The 26,659-nt window shown below is 70.3% G+C and carries 25 protein-coding genes; 11 read left to right on the plus strand and 14 right to left on the minus strand.

Going from position 1 to position 26,659, the window contains the following annotated elements; genetic code table 11:
- Nucleotides 1-2: 2 nt before the first annotated feature.
- Nucleotides 3-557, minus strand: a complete 555-nt coding sequence (locus tag ACFYOH_RS02550) for a peroxiredoxin (protein WP_055704786.1) — start codon at nt 555-557, stop codon at nt 3-5.
- 138 nt (nt 558-695) lie between these two features.
- Here ACFYOH_RS02550 and ACFYOH_RS02555 point away from each other — a divergent pair, with 138 nt between their 5' ends.
- The 4 genes from ACFYOH_RS02555 (at nt 696) to ACFYOH_RS02570 (ending at nt 3,560) form a co-directional block, all read left to right on the plus strand.
- Nucleotides 696-1,643 (plus strand): LysR substrate-binding domain-containing protein, encoded by a 948-nt coding sequence (locus ACFYOH_RS02555; RefSeq protein ID WP_388621049.1) that lies wholly within the window; start codon nt 696-698, stop codon nt 1,641-1,643.
- Between the two features lie 174 nt (nt 1,644-1,817).
- Nucleotides 1,818-2,684 (plus strand): MarR family transcriptional regulator, encoded by an 867-nt coding sequence (locus ACFYOH_RS02560; protein ID WP_388620287.1) that lies wholly within the window; start codon nt 1,818-1,820, stop codon nt 2,682-2,684.
- A gap of 60 nt (nt 2,685-2,744) precedes the next feature.
- Complete coding sequence (locus tag ACFYOH_RS02565) at nt 2,745-3,131, plus strand: roadblock/LC7 domain-containing protein (protein WP_388620290.1); 387 nt, start codon at nt 2,745-2,747, stop codon at nt 3,129-3,131.
- A gap of 3 nt (nt 3,132-3,134) precedes the next feature.
- Complete coding sequence (locus tag ACFYOH_RS02570) at nt 3,135-3,560, plus strand: hypothetical protein (protein WP_388620293.1); 426 nt, start codon at nt 3,135-3,137, stop codon at nt 3,558-3,560.
- 63 nt (nt 3,561-3,623) lie between these two features.
- Here the strand turns inward: ACFYOH_RS02570 and ACFYOH_RS02575 are convergent, their stop codons facing one another.
- The 3 genes from ACFYOH_RS02575 to ACFYOH_RS02585 all read right to left on the minus strand — a co-directional run bounded on the left by ACFYOH_RS02575 (nt 3,624) and on the right by ACFYOH_RS02585 (nt 7,227).
- A complete protein-coding gene (locus tag ACFYOH_RS02575; RefSeq protein ID WP_388621051.1) occupies nt 3,624-5,933 on the minus strand; it encodes an ABC transporter permease in 2,310 nt (769 codons plus the stop codon).
- A gap of 83 nt (nt 5,934-6,016) precedes the next feature.
- The gene (locus ACFYOH_RS02580) at nt 6,017-6,706 is read right to left on the minus strand and encodes an ABC transporter ATP-binding protein (RefSeq protein WP_388620295.1); all 690 of its coding nucleotides are present in this window, start codon (nt 6,704-6,706) and stop codon (nt 6,017-6,019) included.
- Nucleotides 6,703-7,227: a PadR family transcriptional regulator gene (locus ACFYOH_RS02585; RefSeq protein ID WP_388620298.1), complete on the minus strand. Its 525-nt coding sequence runs from the start codon at nt 7,225-7,227 to the stop codon at nt 6,703-6,705. Before ACFYOH_RS02585 ends, ACFYOH_RS02580 begins: the two co-directional genes overlap by 4 nt.
- Before the next feature lie 334 nt (nt 7,228-7,561).
- Here ACFYOH_RS02585 and ACFYOH_RS02590 point away from each other — a divergent pair, with 334 nt between their 5' ends.
- Complete coding sequence (locus ACFYOH_RS02590) at nt 7,562-9,898, plus strand: transglycosylase domain-containing protein (protein WP_388620300.1); 2,337 nt, start codon at nt 7,562-7,564, stop codon at nt 9,896-9,898.
- 63 nt (nt 9,899-9,961) lie between these two features.
- Here ACFYOH_RS02590 and ACFYOH_RS02595 read toward each other — a convergent pair whose 3' ends face one another.
- From ACFYOH_RS02595 to ACFYOH_RS02610, 4 genes are all read right to left on the minus strand, one after another.
- Nucleotides 9,962-12,112, minus strand: a complete 2,151-nt coding sequence (locus tag ACFYOH_RS02595; RefSeq protein WP_388620303.1) for a SpoIIE family protein phosphatase — start codon at nt 12,110-12,112, stop codon at nt 9,962-9,964.
- Between the two features lie 318 nt (nt 12,113-12,430).
- A complete protein-coding gene (locus ACFYOH_RS02600) occupies nt 12,431-13,147 on the minus strand; it encodes a DUF402 domain-containing protein (RefSeq protein WP_388620306.1) in 717 nt (238 codons plus the stop codon).
- Between the two features lie 84 nt (nt 13,148-13,231).
- Nucleotides 13,232-14,623 carry a class II fumarate hydratase gene (locus ACFYOH_RS02605; RefSeq protein WP_388620309.1) on the minus strand — a complete coding sequence of 464 codons (1,392 nt, stop codon included), beginning with the start codon at nt 14,621-14,623 and terminating at the stop codon, nt 13,232-13,234.
- Nucleotides 14,624-14,753: 130 nt separating this feature from the next.
- Nucleotides 14,754-16,424, minus strand: coding sequence for a fumarate hydratase (locus tag ACFYOH_RS02610; protein WP_388620312.1), 1,671 nt, complete (start codon nt 16,422-16,424; stop codon nt 14,754-14,756).
- Nucleotides 16,425-16,591: 167 nt separating this feature from the next.
- Between ACFYOH_RS02610 and ACFYOH_RS02615 the strand changes: the two genes are divergently transcribed.
- Both ACFYOH_RS02615 and ACFYOH_RS02620 read left to right on the plus strand, forming a co-directional pair.
- The gene (locus tag ACFYOH_RS02615; protein WP_388620314.1) at nt 16,592-17,311 is read left to right on the plus strand and encodes a DUF1707 domain-containing protein; all 720 of its coding nucleotides are present in this window, start codon (nt 16,592-16,594) and stop codon (nt 17,309-17,311) included.
- Between the two features lie 174 nt (nt 17,312-17,485).
- Complete coding sequence (locus tag ACFYOH_RS02620) at nt 17,486-17,863, plus strand: WhiB family transcriptional regulator (protein ID WP_351209091.1); 378 nt, start codon at nt 17,486-17,488, stop codon at nt 17,861-17,863.
- Nucleotides 17,864-17,945: 82 nt separating this feature from the next.
- Here the strand turns inward: ACFYOH_RS02620 and glpX are convergent, their stop codons facing one another.
- Entirely contained in the window at nt 17,946-18,980 is a 1,035-nt protein-coding gene (gene glpX, locus ACFYOH_RS02625; RefSeq protein ID WP_388620318.1) for a class II fructose-bisphosphatase, read from the minus strand.
- Between the two features lie 127 nt (nt 18,981-19,107).
- Here glpX and ACFYOH_RS02630 point away from each other — a divergent pair, with 127 nt between their 5' ends.
- Nucleotides 19,108-19,635 (plus strand): DUF4245 domain-containing protein, encoded by a 528-nt coding sequence (locus ACFYOH_RS02630; protein ID WP_388620321.1) that lies wholly within the window; start codon nt 19,108-19,110, stop codon nt 19,633-19,635.
- Between the two features lie 68 nt (nt 19,636-19,703).
- On the opposite strand, the gene ACFYOH_RS02635 is transcribed toward ACFYOH_RS02630, so the two are convergent.
- The 3 genes from ACFYOH_RS02635 to xseA all read right to left on the minus strand — a co-directional run bounded on the left by ACFYOH_RS02635 (nt 19,704) and on the right by xseA (nt 21,877).
- The gene (locus ACFYOH_RS02635; protein ID WP_388620323.1) at nt 19,704-20,294 is read right to left on the minus strand and encodes a malonic semialdehyde reductase; all 591 of its coding nucleotides are present in this window, start codon (nt 20,292-20,294) and stop codon (nt 19,704-19,706) included.
- Nucleotides 20,295-20,441: 147 nt separating this feature from the next.
- Entirely contained in the window at nt 20,442-20,672 is a 231-nt protein-coding gene (locus ACFYOH_RS02640; protein WP_055706901.1) for an exodeoxyribonuclease VII small subunit, read from the minus strand.
- Complete coding sequence (gene xseA / locus ACFYOH_RS02645; RefSeq protein ID WP_388620326.1) at nt 20,669-21,877, minus strand: exodeoxyribonuclease VII large subunit; 1,209 nt, start codon at nt 21,875-21,877, stop codon at nt 20,669-20,671. Before xseA ends, ACFYOH_RS02640 begins: the two co-directional genes overlap by 4 nt.
- Nucleotides 21,878-22,001: 124 nt before the next feature.
- On the opposite strand from xseA, the gene ACFYOH_RS02650 reads away from it, so the two are divergent.
- Complete coding sequence (locus tag ACFYOH_RS02650) at nt 22,002-23,018, plus strand: 4-hydroxy-3-methylbut-2-enyl diphosphate reductase (protein WP_388620329.1); 1,017 nt, start codon at nt 22,002-22,004, stop codon at nt 23,016-23,018.
- Between the two features lie 29 nt (nt 23,019-23,047).
- Nucleotides 23,048-23,797 (plus strand): polyphosphate--glucose phosphotransferase, encoded by a 750-nt coding sequence (gene ppgK, locus ACFYOH_RS02655; protein ID WP_388620332.1) that lies wholly within the window; start codon nt 23,048-23,050, stop codon nt 23,795-23,797.
- Between the two features lie 172 nt (nt 23,798-23,969).
- Here the strand turns inward: ppgK and ACFYOH_RS02660 are convergent, their stop codons facing one another.
- Nucleotides 23,970-24,503: a DUF6542 domain-containing protein gene (locus ACFYOH_RS02660; RefSeq protein WP_388620335.1), complete on the minus strand. Its 534-nt coding sequence runs from the start codon at nt 24,501-24,503 to the stop codon at nt 23,970-23,972.
- Nucleotides 24,504-24,687: 184 nt separating this feature from the next.
- Here ACFYOH_RS02660 and ychF point away from each other — a divergent pair, with 184 nt between their 5' ends.
- Complete coding sequence (ychF, locus tag ACFYOH_RS02665; protein WP_388620338.1) at nt 24,688-25,776, plus strand: redox-regulated ATPase YchF; 1,089 nt, start codon at nt 24,688-24,690, stop codon at nt 25,774-25,776.
- Nucleotides 25,777-25,886: 110 nt separating this feature from the next.
- Here the strand turns inward: ychF and ACFYOH_RS02670 are convergent, their stop codons facing one another.
- Complete coding sequence (locus ACFYOH_RS02670) at nt 25,887-26,468, minus strand: Uma2 family endonuclease (protein WP_388620340.1); 582 nt, start codon at nt 26,466-26,468, stop codon at nt 25,887-25,889.
- Nucleotides 26,469-26,659: the final 191 nt, after the last annotated feature.

Consider the following 26,659-nt stretch of genomic DNA (forward strand, 5'->3'; position numbering starts at 1 on the left):
GGTCACTCACCGGCCAGCAGCGCGACCGGGTCCAGGGTGTCCTCACCCTTGGTCCAGTTGCACGGGCACAGCTCGTCGGTCTGCAGGGCGTCCAGGACCCGCAGGACCTCCTTGGGGTTACGGCCCACGGAACCGGCGGTGACCATGGTGAACTGGATCTCGCGGTTCGGGTCGACGATGAAGACGGCGCGCTGCGCGAAGCCGTCCTCGCCTTCGATGCCCAGGTCGCGCATCAGCTCGTGCTTGGAGTCGGCCATCATCGGGAACGGCAGGTCGGTCAGGTCCGGGTGGTCCTTGCGCCAGGCGTGGTGGACGAACTCGGAGTCACCGGAGAAGCCGAGGATCTGCGCGTCGCGGTCGGCGAACTCGTCGTTCAGCTTCCCGAACGCGGCGATCTCGGTCGGGCAGACGAAGGTGAAGTCCTTCGGCCATGCGAAGACGACCAGCCACTTGCCCTCGTAGGACTTGTGGTGGATCTGCTCGAACTCCTTGCCCTTCTCCAGCGAGACGCAGGCGGTCAGTTCGAACTCGGGGAACTTGTCACCGACAGTGAGCACACGCTCTCCTTGCAGCGAGGAACACCCCTTTTGAGGGCGTTTCCCATGGGTTGGACTTTGTCGATGTTGGCACAGGGTGCATTGATTAGTGAAATAGCTACACTCGGTCATGTTGATCGGAGGTAGTTATCAGTGACCATGAGTAACGGCAAGCGGAGGCAGCCGAGCCTCGCACAGCTGCGTGCATTCGCCGCTGTCGCCGAGTATCTGCACTTCCGGGACGCGGCGGCCGCCATCGGGATGAGCCAGCCCGCTCTGTCCGGCGCGGTCTCGGCACTGGAGGAGACCCTCGGGGTGACCCTCCTCGAGCGTACGACGCGCAAGGTGCTGCTCTCGCCCGCCGGCGAGCGGCTGGCCGTACGCGCGAAGGCGGTGCTGGACGCGGTCGGGGCACTGCTTGAGGAGGCCGAGGCGGTCCGGGCGCCCTTCACGGGCGCCCTGCGCCTCGGAGTGATCCCCACGGTCGCGCCGTACCTGCTGCCGACCGTGCTGCGGCTGGTCCACGAGCGCTATCCGCACCTCGACCTCCAGGTGCACGAGGAGCAGACCGCCAACCTGATCGACGGCCTGGGCTCCGGCCGTCTCGACCTGCTGTTGCTCGCGGTGCCGCTCGGCGTGCCCGGAGTCGTCGAACTCCCGCTCTTCGACGAGGACTTCGTGCTGGTCACCCCGCTGGACCACTGGCTCGGTGGCCGCGAGGGCATCCCGCGCGAGGCACTGAGGGAGCTGAACCTGCTGCTCCTGGACGAGGGCCACTGCCTGCGCGACCAGGCCCTCGACATCTGCCGGGAGGCGGGCCGCGAGGACGCCCCGGTCACGACCACGGCCGCCGGCCTGTCCACCCTGGTCCAGCTGGTCGCCGGCGGCCTCGGCTGCACCCTGCTCCCGCGCACCGCCCTGAAGCTGGAGACCACCCGCAGCAGCCAGCTCCTCACCGGCTACTTCGCCGAGCCGGCACCGAGCCGTCGGGTCGCCTTCGCCATGCGCGCGGGCGCGGCCCGGTCCGCCGAGTACGAGGAGCTGGCGGCGGCCCTGCGCGGGGCGCTGCGCTCGCTCCCGGTGCGGGTGCTCGACCGGGACGCCTGAGCCCGCCGATCGATCAAATGAGTGTCGAACAAAGCGATGTGATCGGCTCGAAACTCCAACTTCCGTCAGTCCGGGTCAGGTCGGAAACCTTCGGCTGAAATATGCCGATCGACTGATACACATACCCCCTCGGTGCGACACGTCAGGCGTCTGTACGAAATGCCAAGGGGAGCGATGGATCACGGCGGGCTCGCGCACGCGCTGACCGCGTGCGGGCGTGACGGATTCACGGGGGAACTGCGGGTGCCGGGCAGCCCCGGCGGCGCCTTCCATCTGCGGGACGGACTCGTCGTGGCGGCCGAGAGCCCCGGCGCCCCCGGCGCCGAGGCGCTGCTGCTGCGCTCCGAGCGCATCGACGGCGAGCAATGGGCGGAGCTGGTGCGTGAGTCCGGGGCGCGCTGGCCGGCCGCCGGGCTGATCGCGCACGGCTACGCGGGGGCCGCCCAGCTCCGGGTGGTGTGCCTGCTGGCGCTGCGGGACGCGGCCTTCGCCGTCGTCGCCGGCCGGGTGGACGCCTGTGCACGCATCACCGGCACCGAGCCGCACGCCCCGGTCGCCCCCGGCGAGCGGCCCGCCCGGCTGCTGGAGGACGCGGTGCGCAAGGTGGCCGCCGTGGACGCGCTGCCGCACCCCGTGCGCCTCGACCGGGAACGGCCCCTGCCCATGGCCGCGCCGCAGGACGCCGGCACCCCGCTGCAACGGGAGCTGCTCGCGCACGCCGACGGCCGCCGTACCGCCCGCGACCTGGCCTTCCGCACCGGCCGCGGGGTCTACACGGTCACCGTGGAGGTCGCGCGGATGCTGAGCGAGGGGCTGCTGGAGTGCCCCGGCCCGCTCGCCCGGACCCCGCTCCTGGTGGCGCCCGAGGCTCCGGTCGTACGGCATCGCGAGAAGTCCCCGCCGGAGCCGGCGCCGACCGCCCCCGCCGAACTGCCGCGCCGTGCGCCCGGCGCCAGCGGCATCACCGAAGTCCTCGTCCCGCCGGTGAGCGGGACGGGCTGGAAAGGGTTCTTCCGGCTGCGCCACGGAACCGCTGGCTGACAGCGGTCCGTCGACGGCTCGCAGCGGTCGAACCGGCAAGGAAACAAGGGAGTTGAGCACATGGACCACGAAGCCCTGGCGCGGGAGATGCGCGGACTGCGCGAACAGGTGACCGGGATCACCGACACCGCCCTGGCGGCGGCCGACGGCATGCTGATCGCGGCCGACACCGCGGAGTCGATCGACCCGGAGGGGCTCGCCGCGCTCGCGGCGGCGGGCCTGGGCCTGGCGCGCCGCACCACCGCCGCCACGGCGCGCGGCGCGCTGCGGCAGACGGTGACGTACGGCAGCCACGGCTGCGTCGCCTTCTACGCCGTCGGGGACACCGCCCTGATGGTGGTCCTCGGCGACGAGGGGATGGACGTGAGCCGCCTGCACCGGGCGACCCACCCGGCCCTCGACCGCATCGGATCGATCCTCACCGAGAAGACGCCAGAGGGGGTGTGAGGGATGGCGACGAAACGCATGACGGGCTTCTCCGACCAGGTGATGAGCCTGGTCAAGTCGCTGCGCGCCGAGACGCCCGACTGCGTCGCGGCCGGTGTGGTCGACATGGCCACCGGAATGCTGCTGTCCTACGAGACCGTCGACAACCACCCGCCGGAGGTGCTGGACCTGCTGGCGGGTGCGACCCTCGACCTGTTCCAGGGGCGTACGGTCGTCATGATCGAGGACGTCTTCAAGGAGCGCCGTGGCGTCAGCGACGACAACCACTTCTTCCAGGAGATCCTCGTCAACAGCGATAACCTCACCCACCTGTTCCTGCGGATGAACGACCAGCAGGACGTCGTCGCCGTCGTCGTCTGCCGTAAGTCGGTGAACGTCGGCATGCTGTTCGCCCAGGCGCGGAGGGTGGTGCGGGAGCACAGCCTGTGAGGAACGGCCGTGGGCCCCCGGGAGGGAGGGGCCCACGGCCGACCGCGCCCGGACCTCGCGCCGCTACTCCGTCCGCAGCCCCTCCGGCCGCATCATCCGCAGCAGCGGCGGCAGGCTCAGCAGCGTGACCGTGACGACCACGGCCGCGCCGACGCCGGTCATCGCCAGCACGCTCGGCCAGTCCACGCTCACCGTCGAACCCACCATCTTCAGCAGCACCCCGCCCAGCGTCAGCCCCACGGCCGAGGCGAGCAGCAGGCCCAGGGCGATGGGGATCGCCGTCTGCCACAGCACCGACATGCTCAGGGTGCGCCGCCGGGTGCCGAAGGCGACCAGCGACGACAGCAGCTTGCGCCGCTCGCGCAACTGCTCCAGCTGGGACACCAGCAGGCTCGCCCCGATCAGCGCCAGCACACAGACGGCGCCGACGAACGTTCCGGTGCGGATGGAGGTGAACTTGTCCGACTGCTCGGTGGCCGACCACACCATCGCGTCCGCGAGCGGGTCGATCCGGGCCGCCGTGTTGCGCACGTACTCGTGCACGTCCGGCACGGACTCGTCGAGCCGGAGGTACACCCCTCCGCTCAGGGCGCCGCTCATCGGGCCGGACAGCGCGGCCGGTGTCATCAGCACCCCGCTGTCCTTGGTGCCGTTCGGCCCGGTGATCGCGCGGACCTGCTTCATACCGTGCGGCACGGTCCAGACGACGTCCGGTCCGCCGCCCAGGCCGTCACTCGTGTTGACGTGGAGCGTGCGGCCCGGCCGGACGTACTGGTCCACTTCGGAGTCCTCGTTCCCGCCCTTCGCGACGAAGACGTCCCCGTCGTGGCAGGAGGTCAGCGCGGCCACCTTGCGCAGGGAGGCGCAGGTGCCGACGGTGAGGCCCACCGTGTTGTCCGGCCCGTGACCGGGGGTCCAGGGCCGGTCCGCCAGCTCGGTGCTGCCTAGTGCGGTGGCCTCGCGTACGCCCTTGGTCGCCGCGAACTTCCCGGCGACCGGCACGAAAGGGACGCCCCGCGACAGGTTGACCTGCATCTGAATGCTGTCGGTGTCCTTGCCGGTGGACTTGGTGTAGTCGCCCTGCACGCCCGCGAACAGCATCTGCAGCGCGATCGCCCCGGCCACCGCGACCGCGATGCCGTTCACCATGCGGGCCGCCGAGCCGCTGCTCAACTGCAGCCGCCGCACCGCCAGTTGCCAGGCGACGCCGCCCAGGCCCAGCCGGGCCACGACCGCCTCGACGACCCAGGGCAGCAGCGCGGTCACGCCGACCAGCAGCAGCAGGACGCCGCCGATCACCAGGTACTCGTTGAAGGTGCCGTTGTTCCGACCCTGGCCGATCATCGGGGCGAGGCAGGCCAGTCCGCCCAGCGGCAGCAGCAGCCGCCACCACAGCCGGCGGCGCGCGGGCCTGGCCGTACGGACCACGCCCAGCGGTTCGATGACCACCCCGCGCAGCGCGAACAGCGTGACCAGGACCGCCGCCGCCGGAACGGCGACCGCGACCAGGGCGGCCAGCGCCGGGGAGGGGTTGAGATAGCTGGGGAACACGCTGATGTCCATGATCTCGACCGAGGCCGCGAGCTGCCGGCCGAGCAGGAAGAAGCCGGTGCCGAAGACCAGCCCGACCAGCGATCCGGCGAGCGCCTCGCCCGCCGCGATCCGCCGGGTCATCCGGCTGTCGGAACCCACCAGCCGCAGCGCGGCCAGCCTGCGGTCGCGTCGCTCGCCGCCGAACCGTACGGCGGCGGCGATGAACACGGCGACCGGCATCAGCAGCACCACGAACACGACCAGCACCAGCAGGATCAGCACCGGGTCGGTCTTGCTCGCCGGTGATGCCTGCGGCGGCCCGAAGCGGGTGATCCGGGCCGTCCGCCAGCCGTTGATGCGCGACGCCAGGTCCTTCGCACCGGCGTAGTAGGCGAGTTCGTGCGAGCCGATGAGCCCGCTCTCGCCGATCGTCCCGACGATCCGGTACGGCAGCCGCTCGCGCAGCAGCGTGCCGTCGGCGGAGCCGAGCAGTCTCTTCAGCGCGGGGGAGACGACCATGTCGCCCGCCGCCGGGTACCTCGCCAGGCCCGGCGCGATCGGTGCGCGCGGCCCCTCCGGCTCCACCAGCCGGCCGCGGACGTCCTTGCCGCGGTACGTCGTGTCGGCGTCGGAGATCACCAGGGTGTTCGCGGCCTTCGGGCGGTGCGGCCCGTAGGTGTAGTCGAGCCGGGCCGCGTCGCGGTCGTGCCGTACCGCAAGCGCGCTCGGGATCGCGGTCGTCAGCAGCAGCAACGCCACGCCGAGACCGACGCCGACCGCCGTCAGCAGCATCCGGATCCAGCCCTCGCGCCCGCCGGTGAGGGCGAACCGGACCCCCATGCCGAGGTCCCTGGACCACTTGGGATTGAAAGGGGCGGCGCGAAGCGCCTCCGGCAGGGCGGTGGTGGGCGACGGCCGGGCATTCATATGGCGCGCTCCATGTCGCGGGACTTGCCGTCGCGTACGACGATCTCGCGGTCGGAGTAGGCGGCCACCCGGGGCTCGTGCGTGACCAGCACGACGGCCGCGTTGGTGGTGCGGGCCGCGTCGGTCAGCAACTCCATCACGCGCTCGCCGTTGAGGGAGTCCAGCGCGCCGGTCGGCTCGTCGGCGAACACCACCCGGGGACCGGTGACCAGCGCCCGCGCCACCGCGACGCGCTGCCCCTGGCCGCCGGAGACCTCGCCGGGCCGCTTGGCCTTGAGGTCGTCCACCTCAAGGCGTTCCATCCAGGCGAGCGCGGCCTTCTCGGCCTGCTTGCGGGAGGTGCCGCTCAGCCTCAGCGGCAGCGCCACGTTCTCCACACAGGTCAGCTCGGGCACCAGCTGGCCGAACTGGAAGACGAAGCCGAACTCGGACCGCCGCAGCGCGCTGCGTTCGGCGTCGCTCATGCCGGCCAGTTCGCGGCCGTTGTAGACGATGGAACCGGAGTCGGGCGGCACGATGCCGGCGAGGCAGTGCAGCAGGGTCGACTTGCCGGAGCCGGAGGGGCCCATGACGGCGACGACCTCGCCGGGGTGGATGGAGAACTCGGCGCCGTCGAGCGCGACCGTGGGGCCGTAGGCCTTGCGCAGGTCCTCGGCGGTGAGCAGGGAGCCGGCGGGAGCGGTCACTTGGCCACCTCCGCACGGAGCTTGCCGAGGCGCGCGGCGGTCAGCTCCAGCCAGCGCAGGTCGGCCTCCAGGTGGAACAGCGCGTGGTCGCAGATCAGCTGGTCCGCGAGGTCGCCCTTGCGCTTGCGGTCGGTGAGGATCCGCATGCTGCGCAGGTGCTCGGCGCGCTGGGTGTCGAGGATGACGGCGGCGTCGCGGTGGGTGAGGAGGGCGAGGACGACCTTGGTGTACAGGGTCGACTGCAGATACTCCTCCGGCTTCTCCGGGGTGCCGAGCCAGCGCTCGACGTCCGTGATGCCGGCGTCGGTGATGGCGTACCGCTTGCGCTCGGGGCCGCCGCCGGCCTCGATCCCGTCGACCTCCACGAGGCCGTGTTTCAGCAGCCGGGACATCGTGGAGTAGACCTGGCCGTAGTGCAGCGGCCGGTCGTGACCGAACTTCTCGTCGAAGGTCCGCTTCAGGTCGTAGCCGTGTCGCGGACCGGACTCCAGGAGTCCCAGGAGAGTGTGACCGATGGACATGTCAAGCACTATACACATGGTGTATACGCCGCATGTATACGCGCAGTGTGGAGATCATGGCGCGCTGTACGGCCACGCAGGTGGGAGCCGATTGTCACGGTTCCGAAACAGCGGGCCTGCGCCGTGGGCCATCGGCCCGGCGCTGATGCCGTGGTCACTTTTGCGTGCGGGAAGCAACCCCATGACCGCCAGATCCGTCGGTTCCCTTGGAGCAGGTGCTGATTGTCACGTCCGTAAAAGAGCGGATCGGACGTCCTTTGTCATATAGACGGGTGTTAGCTTTCGGAGCTGACCCCGAGGTGGAACCAGAGACGGAAGCGGAGCGAAGGAACCCATGGGACGAGCGGAAGAGAGACGAGCGCGACAGCGCGGTGGCCACCGCGCGGCGCCCAGGCGCCGCCGCTCCGGTCCCACGGCGGGTGCACCGGCCGGCGCCAAGCCGCCCAAGGGCCGCATACGCCGGCTCTTCACCTGGAAGAAGATCCTCGGCACGTTCTTCGGGACGTGCCTGCTCGCGATCGCGGCCTTCATCGGGCTGTACATGTACGTCGACATCCCTGTGGGCAACGCCGACGCCCAGCTGCAGAGCAACATCTACAAGTACAGCGACGGCACGATGCTCGCCCGCACCGGCCAGCTCAACCGGGAGAGCGTCGACCTCTCCGAAGTCCCCAAGGACGTCCAGCGCACCTTCGTCGCGGCCGAGAACAAGACCTTCTACCACGACGCCGGCGTCGACGTGCGGGGCACCGCCCGCGGTGTGCTCAACACCCTCATGGGGCGCGGCACCCAGGGCGGTTCCACGATCACCCAGCAGTACGTCAAGAACTACTACCTGGACCAGAACCAGACCGTCTCGCGCAAGCTGAAGGAACTGGTCATCTCCCTGAAGCTGGACCGCCAGAAGTCCAAGGACTACATCCTCGCGGGCTACATCAACACCAGCTACTACGGCCGCGGCGCCTACGGCATCCAGGCCGCGGCACAGGCGTACTACCACAAGGACGCCAAGAACCTCACGGTCCAGGAGGGCGCCTACCTCGCGGCGCTGCTCCAGGCGCCGAACCAGTACGACTGGGCCATCGCGAGCGACACCGGCAAGAGGCTGGCCGTGGCCCGCTGGAACTACGTCCTGGACAACATGGTCAAGCAGCACTGGCTGGACGCGGGCAAGCGCCAGTCCATGCAGTTCCCGAAGCCGAAGGCGCCCAAGGCGGCGCCCGGTATGAAGGGACAGACCGGCTATCTGGTGGACGCGGCCAACGCGGCGCTGGAGAAGCAGCTGGTCGCCCAGGGCAGGGCCAACTCCCTCGGTGACGCCGAGGCGTTGGTGAAGAAGGGCGGCTGGACCATCACGCTCAACATCGACCCGAAGAAACAGCGCGAGCTGGAGCAGTCCGTCAAGGAGCAGCTGACCGGCAAGCTGGATCCGAAGAAGCGCTCCGTCGACGGCAACGTCCAGCCCGGTGCCGTGTCCGTCGACCCGAAGACGGGCAAGGTCCTCGCCATGTACGGCGGTGAGGACTACTTCAAGCACTTCACCAACAACGCGACCCGCCGCGACTACCAGCCCGCCTCCACCTTCAAGCCGGTGATCCTGGCCGCCGCTCTGGCCGAGGGCGCCCAGACGCAGGACGGCCAGCCCATCACGGCGAACACGATCTACGACGGCACCAGCGGCCGCCAGGTCGTGGACCACGGCAGCAAGGTCGGCTTCGGCCCGCCGAACGAGGACCACCACAACTACGGGCCCATCACCGTCCAGACGGCGATGAACCAGTCTGTCAACTCCGTCTTCGCGCAGATGGGCGTCGACGTGGGCATGAAAACGGTGATGGCCACCGCCGCCAAGCTCGGCATGGACACCAAGGGCATGGATCCGGTCCCCGCACAGACGCTGGGCTCCATGGGCGCGAGCCCGCTGGAGATGGCCGGCATCTACGCGACCTTCGACAACCACGGCAAGAAGGTCACCCCGGCGATCATCAAGTCGGCCGACCACAAGGACAACAGCATCACCCTGCCGGATCCGATCGGCGACCAGGTGATCCCCCGCGAGGCCGCCGACACGGTCACCTCCGTGCTCACCGGCGTGGTCGACGACGGTACGGCCAGTCAGTCGGTGGCGGGCAATTCGGCGCGCAACGGCCAGCAGGTCGCCGGCAAGACGGGTACGTCCGACAACAACAAGTCGGCCTGGTTCACCGGCTACACGCCGGGCCTGGTCACCTCGGTCGGCCTGTTCGGCGAGGACTCCAGGACCCACGCGCAGGTTCCGCTGACGGGCGCGACGGGTCTGCTCGACCCCACCACCGGCCTCCCCGCCCGCATCAACGGCGGCAACTACCCGGCGAAGGTCTGGGCCGCCTACACCTTCGAGGCGATGGGCGATGTCAGCACGTTCGACCTGAACACCACCCAGGGCGCGGCCGTCCAGCCGCCGCAGACGTCCTCCCCGTCGCCGAGCCGGTCGTCCTCTCCGTCGCCGAGCCGGTCGTCCTCTCCGTCGCCGAGCCACTCGGCGTCGTCGCCGCCGCCGAGTCACTCGGCGTCGTCGCCGCCACCGAGCCAGTCGTCCTCGCCGCCGCCGACCACGTCGTCGTCGCCGCCGCCGTCCGGACCCTCGGACGGCGCCACCCCGCAGAACCCGCTCGACGCCGGCGGACAGTAGGGGCAACCCACGCGAAGGGCGCCCGGCATCAGCCGGGCGCCCTTCGCACAGGTAGCGGGCCTCTCAGCCCCGGTTCAGCTCGAACCACACCACCTTGCCGGTGCTCAGCCGGGTCGCGCCCCAGCGCCGGGCCAGCTTGTTGACCAGGTACAGGCCGCGCCCGCCCTCGTCCGTGGCCCGGGCCTGCCGCAGCCGCGGCAACTGCGGCACGTCGTCGCCGACCTCGCAGCGCAGCACGTCCGTGCGCAGCAGCCGCAGCGTCACCGGCCGCGACGCGTACCGTACGGCGTTCGTCACGACCTCGCTGACCAGCAGCTCCACCGAGTCCGTCAGGTCCTCCAGGTCCCAGCGGGCGAGCGCGCGCCGGGCCAGCCGGCGGGCCTGGCCGGGGGCCGTCTCCTCCGGCTCCAGCTTCCAATACGCCACATCGCTCGGCGCGATCCCGTCGAAGCGGGCCGCGAGCAGCGCGATGTCGTCGTCCCGGTCGCCCGGCCCGAGCATGTCGAGGACCTCGTCGCACAGCGCTTCCAGCGGCGGCGGATGGTCCGGGCCGGTCAACTGGGCGGTCGCGGCGAGCTTTTCCCGCAACTGTTCTATGCCGGTCCACACGTCCCGCAGCCGGGACTCCACCAGCCCGTCGGTGTAGAGGAGCAGCGTGGCCCCGGCGGGCGCGTCCAGCTCCACGGCCTCGAAGTCGACCCCGCCGACGCCGATCGGCGCGCCCGGCGGCACCCGCAGCACCTCGGCCCGGCCGCCCAGGTGCAGCAGCACGGGCGGCGGATGGCCGGCGTTGGCGATGGTGATGCGGTGCGTCACCGGGTCGTAGACGGCGTACAGGCAGGTCGCCATGCGGTCCGTGCCGAGCCGCTGCGCCTGCTCGTCCAGGTGGTGCAGCACCTCCTGCGGCGGCAGATCGAGCCCGGCCAGGGTCTGCGCGGTCGTCCGCAGCTGGCCCATGATCGCCGCCGAGGTCATGGAGTGCCCCATGACGTCACCGACCACGAGCGCGACCCGGCTGCCGGGCAGCGGAATCGCGTCGTACCAGTCGCCGCCCACCCGCGCGGTCTCCGCGGCCGGCAGGTACCGCGACGCCAGCCGCACACCCGTCGGCCGGGGCAGGGTCTCCGGCAGCATGGTGCGCTGCAGCTCGTCGGCGATGTACGCCTCCCGGCCGTACAGCACCGCCTTGTCGATGCCGAGCGCGCTGTGCGTGGCCAGCTGGGCCGCCACCAGCAGATCGTCGCCCTCGAAGGCGAGCCGGTCCGGGCGGCGCAGGAACAGGGCCGCGCCGATCACCCGGCGTCGGCCGCGCAGCGGTGCGAGGATCGCGTGCTGCCCGGACGGTACGACCGTCTCGGCGCACTCGCCGAGCAGCTCGGGCAGCGCGGCCCGGGCGGCGGGGGCGTCGGCGAACACCGGCCGCACCCCGCGCAGCACCTCGTTCAGCGCGCCGCCGGGGTGCACCTCGCACAGCTCGGTGGTGAGCGACGACAGCTCGGCCAGCGCGCTCGGCTCCGGCTCGGGTTCGAAGGCGGGCAGCAGCACACCGTCGGTGTCCCGGTCCTCCGGTATCCGGTCGGTACGGCGCAACCGCAGCACCACCGGGCCGGTGGGCCGCTCGTCGCCGACCGGCAGCGGGTCGCGCAGATAGACCAGGATCGCGTCCGAGAAGGTCGGCACGGTCGCCCGGCACAGGCCCATCACGATCTCGTCCAGGTCCAGTCCGCGGGCGATCCGCCGGGTGGCCGCGCCCACGAACCTCAGCCGGTCGCCGTCGCGCCGCATCGGCATCGGCCGGCCCGGCGGCAGGCCGCGCCCGGTACGGCGCTCCTGACCGCCCGGGGCACGCGCCGCCGTCCGCTCCTGCTCGGCGCCGGGCTGCGGCGGAATGGCCTCCGGCGCGGGGCGCGAAGGGGTGGCCTCCGGCGCGGGGCGCGGGCGGTGTGCACCGGGCTCGGTGGTGGCGGGCTGGGAGTGCTCGGGGCCGTTGACTGGGGGCTCCTTCCCCTTGCCGACCGGGGGCTGAATCCCCTTGCCGTCCTTTCCCTTGCCACAGGGCGTGGCCGTGCCCGGTCCGGAGGACGCTCCCTCGGCCCGGGCCTGTGCCGGTAAGGCGGGGGTCGCGGCGGGCTTCGGGGTACGCAGGAGCGCCCCGCGGCCCTCCGCGGGGTCGGCGCCCTGGGGGCGCTCGAAGGAGGTGGGCTGCTCCGTCACGCGTGTCGCATCCATCCGTACGGTACTGCGCGCCGGGCGCGCAGTTGCTCCCGCAGAAGTCCCGATACCCGCAATACGTGCCCCAGGAACGGAATTCCCGCGTGGTCAGAGGTCGTTCCTGTGCCCTGGTGCCCCTCGCTCACGTGTTGCCGCCCCTCGGTGACGATCGGTCAAGCCCGGCGTGCGCTCCGGAAGTTGCACTTCTGCTCCCACCCGCCACCCGACCACCACCCTCAACGACAGTGCCGTGCACCGACTCTGATTATCTGTTTGCGGAGGACGATCCTACGTTTCCTGCCCGGGGGCGCATCAAGGGTCTCATGAGGACACGTGCGCGGGCGTACGGTCCCAGTCCTCGGGGAGAGAAGGTACCGCCCAGGACGGATCCGGGCGCCAGTGCTGCCAGCCGTCCGAGAACGGCGCCCCCCAGGCCTCGATCACCTCGACCGCGTCCCGCCCGGCCGCCCGGACCGATTCGGCGGTCCGCGCGTCCATCAGCCCGTCCCGCTGGGCCTGCGCGAACTCGTCCTCGTCGCGCCAGTGCCAGCTGCGGTCGGGATGCACGGAGATGTCCAGGAAGTAGTCCTCGGAGTCCACCCCGCCCACCCAACGGGCCAGGGGCTGCTCCAGGTTGACGTACCAGTTCTTGAACCGCCAGCCCGGCTCCCAGAACAGCCACACCGACCAGGGCCGGCCGGGCTGGGCCAGCTTCAGCACACCCGTGCCGAACCAGCGGTCCCGCTGCACCGAGCGCGGTTTGGTGTAGCGGGACTGGAGCGGCTCCAGATGCACGGGCGTGCCGTCGGCGAGGACCGGCTTCACACACTCGGTGCCGGGGGCCATCCACACGGCGAGCAGTTCGGCGTCGTCACGTACGACGGTGACGGGCCGGGCGATGTGGATGTGCGCGCCGGCGTTCTCCCGGTAGCGCCACAGGATCTGGGTGCCCGGGGTCCAGTGCGTCGCGGGTCGTGTGTCCGCCGAGTGCGCCGTGTCCGCCGTGTCCACGTGTGTCGTCGCTCCGTCGTCCGTCATGGACAGATATTAGGTGCCGTGGGCATACGACGCTGCGGTGCACATCACGGTTCCGCGCAGGTGGCCGGAAACGTCCGCCGGTGGTCACGGGTGGGTCATCCGCAGGACGTCCAGTGCCTCGTCGAGTTGTTCCAGGGTCAGGTCGCCGCGCTCGACGTACCCGCTCTCCAGGACGACTTCCCGGATCGTCTTCCGCTCGGCGAGGGACCTTTTGGCGACCTTCGCGGCCTCCTCGTAGCCGATGTACTTGTTCAGCGGGGTGACGACGGACGGAGACGACTCCGCGTACTCCCGGGTCCGCTCCCGGTCGGCGGTGATGCCGTCGATCGTCCGGTCGGCCAGCAGCCGCGAGACGTTGGCGAGCAGCCGGACGGATTCGAGCACGTTCTTGGCGATGACCGGCAGCATGACGTTCAGTTCGAAGTTCCCGGCGGCGCCGGCGGTGGCGATGGTCGCGTCGTTGCCGATGACCTGGGCGGCCACCATGAGGACGGCTTCGGGGATCACGGGGTTGACCTTGCCCGGCATGATGGACGAGCCCGGCTGGAGGTCGGGCAGCCGGATCTCGGCGAGCCCGGTGCGCGGCCCGGACGCCATCCACCGCAGATCGTTGGCGATCTTCGTCAGCCCGACCGCGATGGTCCTGAGCTGCCCGCTGGTCTCCACGATCCCGTCCCGGGCGCCCTGCGCCTCGAAGTGGTCCCGGGCCTCGGTCAGCGGCAGCCCGGTGACCCGGGCGACCTCCTGGATGACGGCGGCGGAGAAGCCGGGCGGGGTGTTGATGCCGGTGCCGACGGCGGTGCCGCCGAGGGGGAGTTCGGCGAGCCGGGGCAGGGAGGCGCGGAGCCGCTCGACGCCGTGGCGAACCTGGGTGGCGTACCCGCCGAACTCCTGACCGAGCGTCACGGGGGTGGCGTCCATGAGGTGGGTCCGCCCGGACTTCACGACGTCGGCGAACTCCTCGGACTTGCGGGTCAGGGAGGCGGCGAGGTGGTCGAGGGCGGGGATCAGGTCGTGCGTGACGGCGGCGGTGGCGGCGATGTGGATGGAGGAGGGGAAGACGTCGTTGGAGGACTGGGAGGCGTTGACGTGGTCGTTCGGGTGCACGTCACGGCCCAGCCGCTCGGTCGCGAGGGTGGCGATGACCTCGTTGGTGTTCATGTTGGACGAGGTGCCGGAACCGGTCTGGAAGACGTCGATGGGGAAGTGCTCGTCCCACTTCCCCTCGGCGACCTCGGCTGCCGCCTCCTGGACCGCCTCGGCGATCTCCTTGTCGAGCACACCGAGCTGCGCGTTCACCTTGGCGGCGGCGCCCTTGATGCGCGCGAGGGCTTCGATGTGCGCCCGTTCGATGCGCTGGCCGGAGATGGGGAAGTTCTCGACGGCGCGTTGTGTCTGGGCCCGCCACTTCGCGGTGGCGGGGACACGGACCTCGCCCATGGAGTCGTGCTCGATGCGGTAGTCGCTGTCGCTCATGGCGGTTACAGCGACCGGGGACGCAGCGTTGTTCCCGGTCGTTACGCTGAGTGAGGCATCGGGTGCGCGCATCGTGGCCCCGAAACGGTTAGGGCGGCGGGGGCGGAATCCGTCCCCGCCGCACCCGGCACTACGCCAGCCCCGGACCCCGCACCGGAATCGACGTGAACGTCGGCTGAGGGGCAGGATCGGTGAAGAAGTCGTTGCCCTTGTCGTCCACGACGATGAACGCCGGGAAGTCCTCGACCTCGATCTTCCAGACCGCCTCCATGCCCAGCTCCTCGTACTCCAGGACCTCCACCTTCTTGATGCAGTCCTGGGCGAGACGGGCGGCCGGGCCGCCGATCGAGCCGAGGTAGAAGCCGCCGTGGGCGTTGCACGCGTCGGTGACCTGCTTCGACCGGTTGCCCTTCGCCAGCATCACCTTGGAGCCGCCCGCCGCCTGGAACTGCTCCACGTAGGAGTCCATGCGGCCGGCGGTCGTGGGACCGAAGGAACCGGAGGCGTAGCCTTCGGGGGTCTTCGCCGGGCCCGCGTAGTACACCGGGTGGTCCTTCAGGTACTGCGGCATCTCCTCACCCGCGTCCAGCCGCTCCTTGATCTTGGCGTGCGCGATGTCACGGGCGACGACCAGCGGCCCGGTGAGGGACAGTCGGGTCTTGACCGGGTACTTGGTCAGCTCGGCGAGGATCGTGTCCATGGGCTGGTTCAGGTCGATCTCGACCACGTCGGACGACTCTTCCAGGTGCTCGTCCGTCGTCTCCGGCAGGAAGCGCGCCGGGTCGGTCTCCAGCTGCTCCAGGAAGACGCCCTCGGCGGTGATCTTCGCGACGGCCTGGCGGTCGGCCGAGCAGGAGACCGCGATGGCGACCGGGCAGGATGCGCCGTGGCGCGGGAGGCGGACGACGCGGACGTCGTGGCAGAAGTACTTGCCGCCGAACTGCGCGCCGATGCCGATCTTCTGCGTCAGCTCGAAGACCTTCTGCTCGAGGTCCTTGTCGCGGAAGCCGTGGCCGAGCTCCGAGCCCTCCGCCGGGATCTCGTCCAGGTAGTGCGCGGAGGCGTACTTCGCGGTCTTCAGCGCGTACTCGGCGCTGGTGCCGCCGACGACGATCGCCAGGTGGTACGGCGGGCAGGCGGCCGTGCCGAGCGAACGGATCTTCTCCTCCAGGAACTTCATCATGGAGGCCTCGTTCAGGACCGCCTTCGTCTCCTGGTAGAGGAAGGACTTGTTGGCGCTGCCGCCGCCCTTCGCCATGAACAGGAACTTGTAGGCGCCGCCGTCGGTGGCGTACAGCTCGATCTGGGCCGGCAGGTTGGAGCCGGTGTTCTTCTCCTCCCACATGGTGAGCGGAGCCATCTGCGAGTAGCGCAGGTTGAGCTTTGTGTAGGCGTCGTAGATGCCGTGGGAGAGGTGCCTCTCGTCCTCGCCGGCCGTCAGCACGTTCTGCCCGCGCTTGCCCATGACGATCGCCGTGCCGGTGTCCTGGCACATCGGGAGCACGCCGGCCGCCGCGATGTTCGCGTTCTTCAGCAGGTCCAGGGCCACGAACTTGTCGTTGCCGGACGCCTCGGGGTCGTCGATGATCCGGCGCAGCTGGGCGAGGTGGGCGGGGCGGAGGTAGTGCTGGATGTCGTGGATGGCCTCCTCGGCCAGCTTGCGCAGCGCCTCCGGCTCCACCTTGAGGAACGTCCGCCCGTCCGGGCCCTCGACGGTGGAGACGCCTTCGGACGTCACCAGCCGGTACGGGGTGGTGTCCTCTCCCTGGGGGAGCAGATCGGTGTACGCGAACTCAGGCATCTCAGCCCATTCCTCACTCTGACGGACGGCGCCCGCCGACGCTGGCGGGCCTCACCAGCCTAGAACCTGCCGCCGGCACGGAACCTGTGAGGTAAGGCTCAGTCCGGCACGCCGAGGTTTTCCACAGCCCCTAGTCGCGATCTATCGCGTTTCGGTAGGCTGTTGCCGTGGACCTTCAGAAGCACACCGAAGCACCTGCCGCCGAGCTGCGCGCCTCGGACGCCGACCGTGATCGCATCGCCGAGATTCTCCGCGAGGCCCTGGCCGAGGGGCGGCTGACCGCCGACGAGCATGCCGAGCGGATCGAGGGCGTCCTCGCCGCCAAGACGGTGGGCGAGCTGGAGGTCTTCATCCGGGACCTGCCCGCAGCCCACCAGCGCCCCGCCACCGGCGCCTACACGCCCGCCCCGCCCCGCCCCTCCCCGGGCGCGATCCCGGCGGAGGCGGACGCGAACGTGGTGGCGGTCTTCAGCAGCGCCGTGCGCCGGGGCCGCTGGCACGCCGGCCGCCGGATCCACGCGTACTCGGTCTTCGGCAGCGTCGAGATCGACCTCAGTGAGGCGATCTTCGAGTACCAGCAGGTCGTGATCAAGGCCGTCTCGGTCTTCGGCGACGTCCAGATCCGCGTCCCGGAGAACGTGTCGCTGCGCGGCACCGGAGGCGGCGTCCTCGGCAACTTCGAGGTGGACACGCTGGACTCGGTCGAGTCCGAGGCGCCGGTCGTCTACGTCGACGGCTGGGCCGTGCTCGGCAATGTCGAGGCGCGCCCCAAGCGCGGCAAGCGCGTGGCGGACATCCTGGACCGGGTGCAGAGCAAGGTCGACCGGAAGCTGGAGCGCGTCCAGGACAAGGTCGACCGGAAGCTGCGCAGACACCTGGGCCGTTGACGGTCGCGAATCCGATGGTGACCGGACGGTACCGCTCCTCCTGAGCAGGGCGCTGGGGGCGCGAACGAGCCGCTCGCGCGCCGACGACTGGGAACGCTGTGCATAGGCGCGCGCACAGCGGGTAGGCCTTGCTGCATCGTCTCTCGCTCGCGAAGCCGTCGTCAGGAGTAGACCGTGCTGCAACCGCCGCATTCGTCCTTGCAGGTAGCTGCCCTTCCGGTCCAGCGGATGCCGGCGCGAGACAGGGACCAAGACGCTCCCTGGCACACCGAGGCAGTGTGCCGACGCGACGAGGCGGGCCTGTTCTTCGCCCCGTCGAAGGAACCGACCGCCGCCCGGCTGTCCCGCGAGGAGGCGGCCAAGCGCGTCTGCGCCCGCTGCCCGGTGATGGTCGAGTGTCGCGAACACGCCCTCCTCCAGCCCGAGCCGTACGGCGTCTGGGGCGGACTCACGGCGGCGGAGCGCCGTGTGGTCCTGGCGCGAAGGCGCCGCCGGGAGATGGAACTGAAGAAGGCGGCGCGGGCGACGGCGGCCAACCGCATAGCGGGCTGAATGAACGAGCGGCGCCCTCTCCGCACAGAGGGCGCCGTGGTCCTTGCGGGGCGCAGGGAACTGCGCCCCCTCCGCTCAGGTGCTACTTGGCCCGATCGAAGTCGATCGCGCTGTAGGCCCGCAGCTTGGCGAGCCGATGCTCGGAGTCGATCCGGCGAACCGTGCCGGACTTCGACCGCATCACGATCGACTCGGTCAGCGCGGTCTCCGACCGGTACCGGACACCCCGCAGCAGCTCACCGTCGGTGATCCCGGTCGCGACGAAGAAGACGTTCTCCCCGGACACCAGGTCGTCGGTCGTCAGGACGCGGTCCAGATCGTGCCCGGCGTCGATGGCCCGCGCCCGCTCCTCGTCGTCCTTGGGCCAGAGCTTGCCCTGGATGGTGCCGCCCAGGCACTTCACGGCGCAGGCCGAGATGATGCCCTCGGGCGTGCCGCCGATGCCGAGCAGCAGGTCGACGCCGGTGCCCTCGCGGAGCGCGTAGATCGAGCCCGCCACATCGCCGTCGGAGATCAGCTTGATGCGGGCGCCGGCCTCCCGGACCTCCCTGATCAGACCCTCGTGCCGCGGCCGGTCGAGGATGACGACCGTGACGTCCTCGGGCGTGGCCTTCTTGGCCTTGGCGATCCGCTTGATGTTCACGGCCACGGGCGCGTCGATGTCGACGAACTCCGCCGCCTCCGGGCCGGTGACCAGCTTGTCCATGTAGAACACGGCGGACGGGTCGAACATGGCGCCCCGCTCGGCCGCGGCGAGGACGGCGATCGCGTTCGGCATGCCCTTGGCCGTCAGCGTGGTGCCGTCGATCGGGTCGACCGCGATGTCGACCTCGGGACCGGTGCCGTCGCCCACGTGCTCTCCGTTGAAGAGCATCGGGGCCTCGTCCTTCTCGCCCTCGCCGATAACGACGACGCCGTTCATCGACACGGTGGAGACGAGGGTCCGCATGGCGCGCACCGCGGCACCGTCGGCGCCGTTCTTGTCACCGCGCCCCACCCAACGGCCCGCTGCCATGGCGGCGGCTTCGGTCACCCGGACGAGTTCCAGGGCGAGGTTGCGATCGGGAGCCTCGGAGGGAACATCGAGCTCGGACGGCAGATGATGATTTTCGGTCATCGGAGCGCACCTTTCTGATACGACGACGGCCGGATGAGGGTGTTGGCCCCGACTCTATCGTTAGGCAGACAAAATGAGCAGAGGACCCCACGGATGAGCGCCGGGGGCACCTGCGACGATAGGGGGCGTGGCAGGTTCGAACGGCAAGCAGAAGACGGCCCGGGACATGATTCTCTCCCTGGCCCTGATCGGCATCGCGGCGTTGGTCGTCTACTTCCTCGGCATCCCGCACGACGATCACTCTCCCGACCTGAAGCGGGTCGATTACCGGGTCGAGCTGCTCACCGCCCGTCGCGCGGCGAGCTACCCGGTGGCCGCGCCCGAGGGCCTGCCCAGTACCTGGAAGGCGACCTCCGTTCGCTTCCAGGGCGAGAACGGCGACCGCTGGCACCTGGGCTTCCAGACCCCGGACAGCCAGTATGTGCAGATCGAGCAGTCCACGCAGAAGCCGGCCGAGTTCATCGACCAGGCCAGCCAGGGCGCGTCGGCGACGAAGCAGACCCAGACGATCGGCGGCCGCACCTGGACCCACTACACCGGCGGCCGCTACGACGCCCTCGTCCTGAACGGCACGCCCGGCTCCACCACGGTGGTGGCCGGCACGGCGTCCTTCGAGGAGCTGACGAAGCTGGCGGCGGCGCTGAAGATGCAGTGAGCCGCGCGTGACGGGTCATGCGAAGAGGCCCCCGGCATGCCGGGGGCCTCTTCGTGTGTCCGTGGGGCTCAGACGGTCGTGACGACGTCCTCGTACGCCAGGCGCGGGGAGCGCGGGAACCAGGCGTCCGGACCCGGCTTGCCGATGTTGACCACCATCAGCGGGGTGTGGTCGTCGTCCAGGAACTCCTTGCGGACGCCCTCGAAGTCGAGGCCGGTCATCGGGCCGGCGGCGAGGCCCGCGGCACGGACGCCGATGATGAAGTAGGCGGCCTGCAGGGCGGCGTTCAGGCCGGCGGCGCCCTCACGGGCCGGACGCTCGCTGAAGAAGACGTCCTTGGCCTGCGGGAAGTGCGGGAAGAGGGTCGGCAGCTCCTCGTGGAACTCGTTGTCCGCGGAGAGGATCGCGACGAGCGGGGCGGTGGCCGTCTTCGGCTGGTTGCCCTCGGCCATGTGCTGCACCAGACGCTCGCGGGCCTCGGCGGAGCGGACCAGGGTGATGCGCAGCGGGCTCTGGTTGAAGGCGGTGGGGCCGTACTTGACCAGGTCGTAGATCGCCTGGACCTGCTCGTCGGTGACCGGCTCGTCGGTGAAGGTGTTCGCGGTGCGGGCCTCGCGGAACAGCAGGTCCTGGGCGGCGGGCTCAAGAACGAGAGACATGCGTGATCTTCCTAGGTGGCGCCTTGATCCGACGTACCGGACCGCGGTCCGGATCGGCTGACGCCACTGACCCTACGACAATGAAGTTCAAGCTTCAACAATGGTCGGGGTGTGGTGACCCGCTTCACAAGCGCAATGGGCCGACGCCTACTCGGCGTCCGCCTCCTCTTCCGCTTCCTCCTCGGCCAGCGCCGCGTCCAGCCGGGCCCGCGCCCCCTCCAGCCAGCGCCGGCACACCTTGGCCAGCTCCTCGCCGCGCTCCCACAGCGCCAGGGACTCCTCCAGAGTCGTACCGCCCGCCTCCAGGCGCCGTACGACCTCGATCAGCTCGTCCCGCGCCTGCTCGTACGAGAGCGCCTCGTCCACCTTGCCGGTCATTCGCCCACCTTCACTGTGAATTCGCCGTCGGCGACGCGGGCCCGGAGCGCCTCGCCTTCCGTCACCTCGTCCGGACCGCGCACCACGTGACCGTCCGTCTTCTGCAGCACCGCGTAGCCGCGCTTGAGTGTCGCTGCGGGGGAGAGGGCCACCACGCGCGCGTGCGTGTGGGTCAGCTCCGAGTCCGCGCGGTCGAGGAGATGCCCGAGGGTCCGCCGGCTGCGCTCGACGAGAGAGGCCACGTGGTCGGCGCGCTCGTCGAGCATCCGGTGCGGATCCTCCATCGAGGGGCGGGCCAGCGCGTGCGCCAGCCCGCGCTCCTCCCGCTCCAGACAGGCGTTCACGCAGCGCCGGGCCCGGTCCCGCAGCATCCGCACCCGCTCGAACTCCTCGCCCACGTCCGGCACGACCTTCTTGGCCGCGTCGGTGGGGGTGGAGGCGCGCAGGTCGGCGACGTGGTCCAGCAGCGGGTTGTCCGGCTCGTGCCCGATGGCGGAGACGACGGGCGTACGGCACTCGGCCACGGCCCGCACGAGCTGCTCGTCGGAGAAGGGCAGCAGATCCTCGACGCTGCCACCCCCACGGGCGACGATGATGACGTCCACGTCCTCGATCTCGTCCAGCTCCTTCACCGCCTGTACGACCTGCGGGACGGCGTGCACGCCCTGCACCGGGACGTTGCGCACCTCGAAGCGGACGGCGGGCCAGCGGTGGCGGGCGTTCTCCAGCACGTCCCGCTCCGCGGCGGAGGCGCGACCGCAGACGAGGCCGACCAGCTGCGGCAGAAAGGGCAGCGGCTTCTTCCGCTCCGGCGCGAACAGTCCCTCGGCCGCGAGCGCCTTCTTCAGCTGCTCCAGCCGGGCCAGCAGCTCACCGACGCCGACGGGCCTCATCTCGGCGGCGCGCAGGGACAGCTGCCCCCTCGGGGCGTACCACTCCGGCTTCGCCAGTACGACGACCCGGGCGCCCTCCCCGACGACATCGGCGACGGCGTCGAACACCTGCCGGTAGCAGGTCACGCTCACGGAGATGTCGTACGAGGGATCCCGCAGCGTCAGGAACACGACCCCGGCGCCGGGCCGCCGCGACAACTGCGTGATCTGCCCCTCGACCCACACCGCCCCGAGCCGATCGATCCAGCCCCCGATCAGCCGGGAGACCTCACCTACGGGCAGTGGGGCTTCGGGGGTGGTTTTCGCAGCCATGCGGTTGAGGGTAACGGGGAGTACCGACAGTGGAGTCGCAGCCGCCGCACCGCATTCGCGCCGTGGCCGCAGGGAGGGGCGGCACCGGGCACGCGATCCCGGCGCCGCCAAGCGCACCCTTACGATGGGACGCATGACCGCTTCGTCTGGCCGCCGTGTCCTGCTCGCCGCCCCCCGGGGCTACTGCGCCGGTGTGGACCGCGCCGTGATCGCCGTCGAGAAGGCCCTGGAACAGTACGGGGCCCCGATCTACGTCCGGCACGAGATCGTCCACAACAAGTACGTCGTGCAGACCCTGGAGAAGAAGGGCGCCGTCTTCGTCGAGCGGACGGAGGAGGTGCCGCCCGGCAACATCGTCATGTTCTCGGCGCACGGCGTCGCGCCGGTCGTGCACGAGGAGGCCGAACGGGGCCGCCTCGCCACCATCGACGCCACCTGCCCCCTGGTCACCAAGGTCCACAAGGAAGCCGTCCGCTACGCCAATGAGGACTACGACATCCTCCTGATCGGTCACGAGGGCCACGAGGAGGTCATCGGCACCTCCGGCGAGGCCCCCGACCACATCCAGCTCGTCGACGGCCCCGCGGATGTCGACAAGGTCGAGGTCCGCGACCCGTCGAAGGTCGTCTGGCTGTCCCAGACCACCCTGTCCGTGGACGAGACCATGGAGACCGTCGACGCCCTGAAGACGAAGTTCCCGGGCCTGGTCTCCCCGCCCAGCGACGACATCTGCTACGCCACGCAGAACCGCCAGCTCGCCGTGAAGCAGATGGGCGCCGAGGCCGAGCTGGTCATCGTCGTCGGCTCGCGCAACTCCTCCAACTCCAAGCGGCTGGTCGAGGTCGCCAAGCTCGCCGGCGCCCGCGAGGCCTACCTGGTGGACTTCGCCGACGAGATCGACGAGGCCTGGCTGGAGGGCGTGACGACCGTCGGCGTCACCTCCGGCGCCTCCGTCCCCGAGGTGCTGGTCGAGCAGGTCCTGGAATGGCTCGGCGAGCGCGGTTACGCCGACGTGGAGATCGTCAAGGCCGCCGAGGAGTCCATCACGTTCTCCCTCCCCAAGGAGCTCCGCCGCGATCTGCGCGACGAGGCCGCGGCCCTGGTCGCCGAGCGGGGCGGCACCGGCACTTCCGAGGAGTGACTGTCAGTCCTCCGTCGTAACGTGGTGCCATGCAGATCTTCGGCGTGGACATCGGCGGATCCGGGATCAAGGGCGCCCCTGTGGACCTCGACAGGGGCGACCTCGCCCAGGAGCGCTGCAAGGTGCTCACCCCGCACCCGGCGACGCCGGACGGCGTGGCCGACGGGGTCAAGCAGGTCATCGACCACTTCGGCTGGACCGGCCCGGTCGGCCTGACCTTCCCCGGAGTGGTCACCGGCGGCGCCACGGTGCGCACGGCGGCGAACGTGGACAGCAGCTGGATCGACACCGACGCGCGCGCGTTGTTCAGCGGCAAGCTGGGCGGCCTGCCGGTGACGGTGGTCAACGACGCGGACGCGGCGGGCGTCGCCGAGATGCAGTTCGGCGCCGGCCGCGACCGCAGGGGCACGGTCATTCTGCTGACCTTCGGCACCGGCATCGGCAGCGCCGTCTTCGTGGACGGCATCCTCGTCCCGAACACGGAGCTGGGCCACCTGGAGCTCGACGGCCACGAGGCCGAGCGGCGCGCCTCCAGCAAGGCCAAGGAGGACCACGAGCTGACCTGGGAGCGCTGGTCGCGCCGCGTCCAGAAGTACCTGGCGCATGTGGAGATGCTGTTCTCGCCGGAGCTGTTCATCATCGGCGGCGGGGTCAGCCGCAAGGCCGACAGGTTCCTGCACCTCATCGAGGGCATCAGGGCGGAGATCGTCCCCGCGCAACTGCAGAACAACGCGGGGATCGTGGGGGCGGCGATGAGAGCGGCGCAGGAGAACGCGTAGGGGGTGGGCGGCAGGGCGGTTGGAGCGGCGGCCACCGGGTGGCGGCGGTCGCACCAGGGCACCCCGCCGGCGCGGGCAAGCGGCACCCCGCCCGCCCGGCCGCAGCCGAGGGCATCAGGTCACACGCCCAGCCGGGTCAGCTGACCCGGGTCAGCAGGTCACGCGCCTCGACTCAGCCACGCCGTCGGCGCTGTCGTACCCACCGCACCCGGCGTACGAGCACGATCACCCCGGCGACCAGCGTCCCGCCGTACAGCCAGCCGGCCTGTGTGGCGAGCCCGGTGAACACGCCCATCAGGCTGCCGAGCAGCCCCCCGCCGCCATCGGCGACCGGGAGTATCCCCACGGCGAACGCGATCGGCACGACCACCGGCGCGGTCAGCACGTCCCCGGCCCGCACCCACAGCGAGGTCAGGACGCACACCGGCAGGAACAGCACGCCGTAGACCCTCAAGGACCCACCGAACAGCAGCGCGTCCAGGCACCCGAGCAGGAACATCACGAGGACGCAGAACAGCCCGCCGCCGAGCCCGGTGAGCCGGGGCCCCGGCAGCCGCGTCCCCTGCCCCGGGCCTGGGCCCCGGCCCTGGCCCGGGCTGCGCTCGCTGCCGGCCCCGCGCCGCGCCTGCGGGGGCAGGTGCGCGGGCTGCTGCGGCGTGCCGCGTCGCGGTCCGTCGTTGGGAGGTCGCGTTCTGCGTTGCTGCACTCGACCAACTTAGGTCTGTTTATGTGCCGAATAGCCCATCAGACACGCCGGTGGAAAGAGCTTGGCCAGGCGTTCGAAGCTCCCTCGAGCCGCCCGGCGCGGACGCCGTAGACTGGTGGATCGGCCAGTGTCGGTCTCTGGCCCCTGGCAGCCTCTGGCCCACTCATCTACGGGAAGTCGCAACGTGTCGCTCACGATCGGAATCGTCGGCCTGCCGAATGTCGGCAAGTCGACCCTGTTCAACGCCCTGACCAAGAACGACGTGCTGGCGGCCAACTACCCGTTCGCCACGATCGAGCCGAATGTCGGCGTGGTCGGCGTCCCCGACGGCCGGCTGGCCAAGCTGGCGTCGATCTTCGGCTCGGAGCGCATCCTTCCGGCCACGGTCGACTTCGTGGACATCGCCGGTATCGTGCGCGGCGCCTCCGAGGGCGAGGGCCTGGGCAACAAGTTCCTCGCGAACATCCGTGAGTCCGACGCGATCTGCCAGGTCATCCGCGCCTTCAAGGACGAGAACGTCGTGCACGTCGACGGCAAGGTCTCGCCGAAGGACGACATCGAGACGATCAACACCGAGCTGATCCTCGCCGACCTCCAGACCATCGAGAAGGTCCTTCCGCGCCTCCAGAAGGAGTCCCGCATCAAGAAGGACGTGGCCCCGAAGGTCAAGGCGGTCGAGGAGGCGAAGGAGATCCTGGAGAAGGGCGACACGCTCTTCGCGCACGGCATCGTCCAGGGCAGCGAGCGCAACGAACTCCTCCACGACCTGCACCTGCTCACCACCAAGCCGTTCCTGTACGTCTTCAACGTCGACGAGGACGAACTGATCGACGAGGACTTCAAGAACGAGCAGCGGGCCTTGGTCGCCCCCGCCGAGGCGATCTTCCTCAACGCCAAGCTGGAGGCGGACCTCGCCGAGCTGGACGAGGAGGAGGCGCTGGAGCTGCTGGAGTCCGTCGGCCAGCACGAGCCCGGCCTGGCCACCCTGGCCCGCGTCGGCTTCGCCACCCTCGGCCTGCAGACCTACCTCACGGCCGGCCCCAAGGAGTCCCGCGCCTGGACCATCAAGAAGGGCGCCACGGCCCCCGAGGCGGCCGGTGTGATCCACACCGACTTCCAGAAGGGCTTCATCAAGGCCGAGGTCATCTCCTTCGACGACCTGGTCGAGACCGGCTCGGTCGCCGAGGCCCGCGCCAAGGGCAAGGCCCGCATGGAGGGCAAGGAGTATGTCATGCAGGACGGCGACGTGGTGGAGTTCCGGTTCAATGTGTAACCAACTCGTCACCATGCGCTAGGCGGTTCGTCAAGCGTGCAGATCAGAAGGGGCTGAGCTCTGGCGAGCTCAGCCCCTTCTGCGTTCCCGTGCTGACTTGGTGCTGACTCCTAGTTGCTCGTCGGTGGCGTGAGGCTTTCGAGATCCAGGCTGATCTCGAAAGGCACAGGGCGCTTCAGAGTGCCTCGGAAGATGCCGGCGGGCGCGTAGACGCCAGTCGGTTCGTCGAGTTCGTAGACGTGGACGACAGGGGCGCCGTCTTCGTCCTCGATGCACCAGTAGTGGGGGATGCCGGCTTCCGCGTACTTGCGCAGTTTGACCGTGCGGTCCCGGTGCGCGGACTCGGGTGAGACGACCTCGATGACGAGTCGCACCTCGTCCGGCGCGAACCAGGTGCGGTCTCCGTCGTAGTCGGCCGTCGTCAACAGCAGATCCGGCTCGGGCCGGTTTCGCTCGTCGAGTTTTATGGTCATCTCGCGACCGACCCTGACATCGCCGGGCGCCTGCTCCATGAGAGCGACGGTGAGCATGGTGACGAGATGGCCGTGCCACCACCTCTGCGGCGACATCATGAAGACAAGCGCTCCGTCGATCAGCTCGGTGTGGCGGGGTGCCTCGGGAAGGCGGTCCAGGTCCTCCGCGAACCAGCCTTCCTCGCGCGGCGGGCGCATCCAGTCGGGCAGTGCGGTCATGGCTCAACCGTAGCGATCCGACGAGGCGCGGGCCACGAGATCGTCACCGGGGGACTGCCCTTCCTCCCGTCCCGGAGTCCCAGACCTGTCGCCGGTGCTGATTCTGTGCTGACTTGGATCTCTCAGAAGCCCGTTTCCGCAGGTGGGAGCGTTGTGGTGGACGTTCCGCTTCAACGTGTGATTCTCGCCCC

The organism is Streptomyces sp. NPDC007856 (assembly GCF_042868225.1).
Classification (GTDB): Bacteria; Actinomycetota; Actinomycetes; order Streptomycetales; family Streptomycetaceae; genus Streptomyces.

What these genes read in the sequence shown, in the direction of transcription:
- ACFYOH_RS02555 (WP_388621049.1), top strand. Translation starts at nt 696, where the DNA reads ATGAGTAACGGCAAGCGGAGGCAGCCGAGCCTCGCACAGCTGCGTGCA.
- ACFYOH_RS02560 (WP_388620287.1), top strand. Translation starts at nt 1,818, where the DNA reads ATGGATCACGGCGGGCTCGCGCACGCGCTGACCGCGTGCGGGCGTGAC.
- ACFYOH_RS02565 (WP_388620290.1), top strand. Translation starts at nt 2,745, where the DNA reads ATGGACCACGAAGCCCTGGCGCGGGAGATGCGCGGACTGCGCGAACAG.
- ACFYOH_RS02570 (WP_388620293.1), top strand. Translation starts at nt 3,135, where the DNA reads ATGGCGACGAAACGCATGACGGGCTTCTCCGACCAGGTGATGAGCCTG.
- ACFYOH_RS02575 (WP_388621051.1), bottom strand. Translation starts at nt 5,933, where the DNA reads ATGGGGGTCCGGTTCGCCCTCACCGGCGGGCGCGAGGGCTGGATCCGG.
- ACFYOH_RS02585 (WP_388620298.1), bottom strand. Translation starts at nt 7,227, where the DNA reads ATGTCCATCGGTCACACTCTCCTGGGACTCCTGGAGTCCGGTCCGCGA.
- ACFYOH_RS02590 (WP_388620300.1), top strand. Translation starts at nt 7,562, where the DNA reads ATGGGACGAGCGGAAGAGAGACGAGCGCGACAGCGCGGTGGCCACCGC.
- ACFYOH_RS02600 (WP_388620306.1), bottom strand. Translation starts at nt 13,147, where the DNA reads ATGACGGACGACGGAGCGACGACACACGTGGACACGGCGGACACGGCG.
- ACFYOH_RS02605 (WP_388620309.1), bottom strand. Translation starts at nt 14,623, where the DNA reads ATGAGCGACAGCGACTACCGCATCGAGCACGACTCCATGGGCGAGGTC.
- ACFYOH_RS02610 (WP_388620312.1), bottom strand. Translation starts at nt 16,424, where the DNA reads ATGCCTGAGTTCGCGTACACCGATCTGCTCCCCCAGGGAGAGGACACC.
- glpX (WP_388620318.1), bottom strand. Translation starts at nt 18,980, where the DNA reads ATGACCGAAAATCATCATCTGCCGTCCGAGCTCGATGTTCCCTCCGAG.
- ACFYOH_RS02635 (WP_388620323.1), bottom strand. Translation starts at nt 20,294, where the DNA reads ATGTCTCTCGTTCTTGAGCCCGCCGCCCAGGACCTGCTGTTCCGCGAG.
- ACFYOH_RS02640 (WP_055706901.1), bottom strand. Translation starts at nt 20,672, where the DNA reads ATGACCGGCAAGGTGGACGAGGCGCTCTCGTACGAGCAGGCGCGGGAC.
- xseA (WP_388620326.1), bottom strand. Translation starts at nt 21,877, where the DNA reads ATGGCTGCGAAAACCACCCCCGAAGCCCCACTGCCCGTAGGTGAGGTC.
- ACFYOH_RS02650 (WP_388620329.1), top strand. Translation starts at nt 22,002, where the DNA reads ATGGGACGCATGACCGCTTCGTCTGGCCGCCGTGTCCTGCTCGCCGCC.
- ppgK (WP_388620332.1), top strand. Translation starts at nt 23,048, where the DNA reads ATGCAGATCTTCGGCGTGGACATCGGCGGATCCGGGATCAAGGGCGCC.
- ACFYOH_RS02670 (WP_388620340.1), bottom strand. Translation starts at nt 26,468, where the DNA reads ATGACCGCACTGCCCGACTGGATGCGCCCGCCGCGCGAGGAAGGCTGG.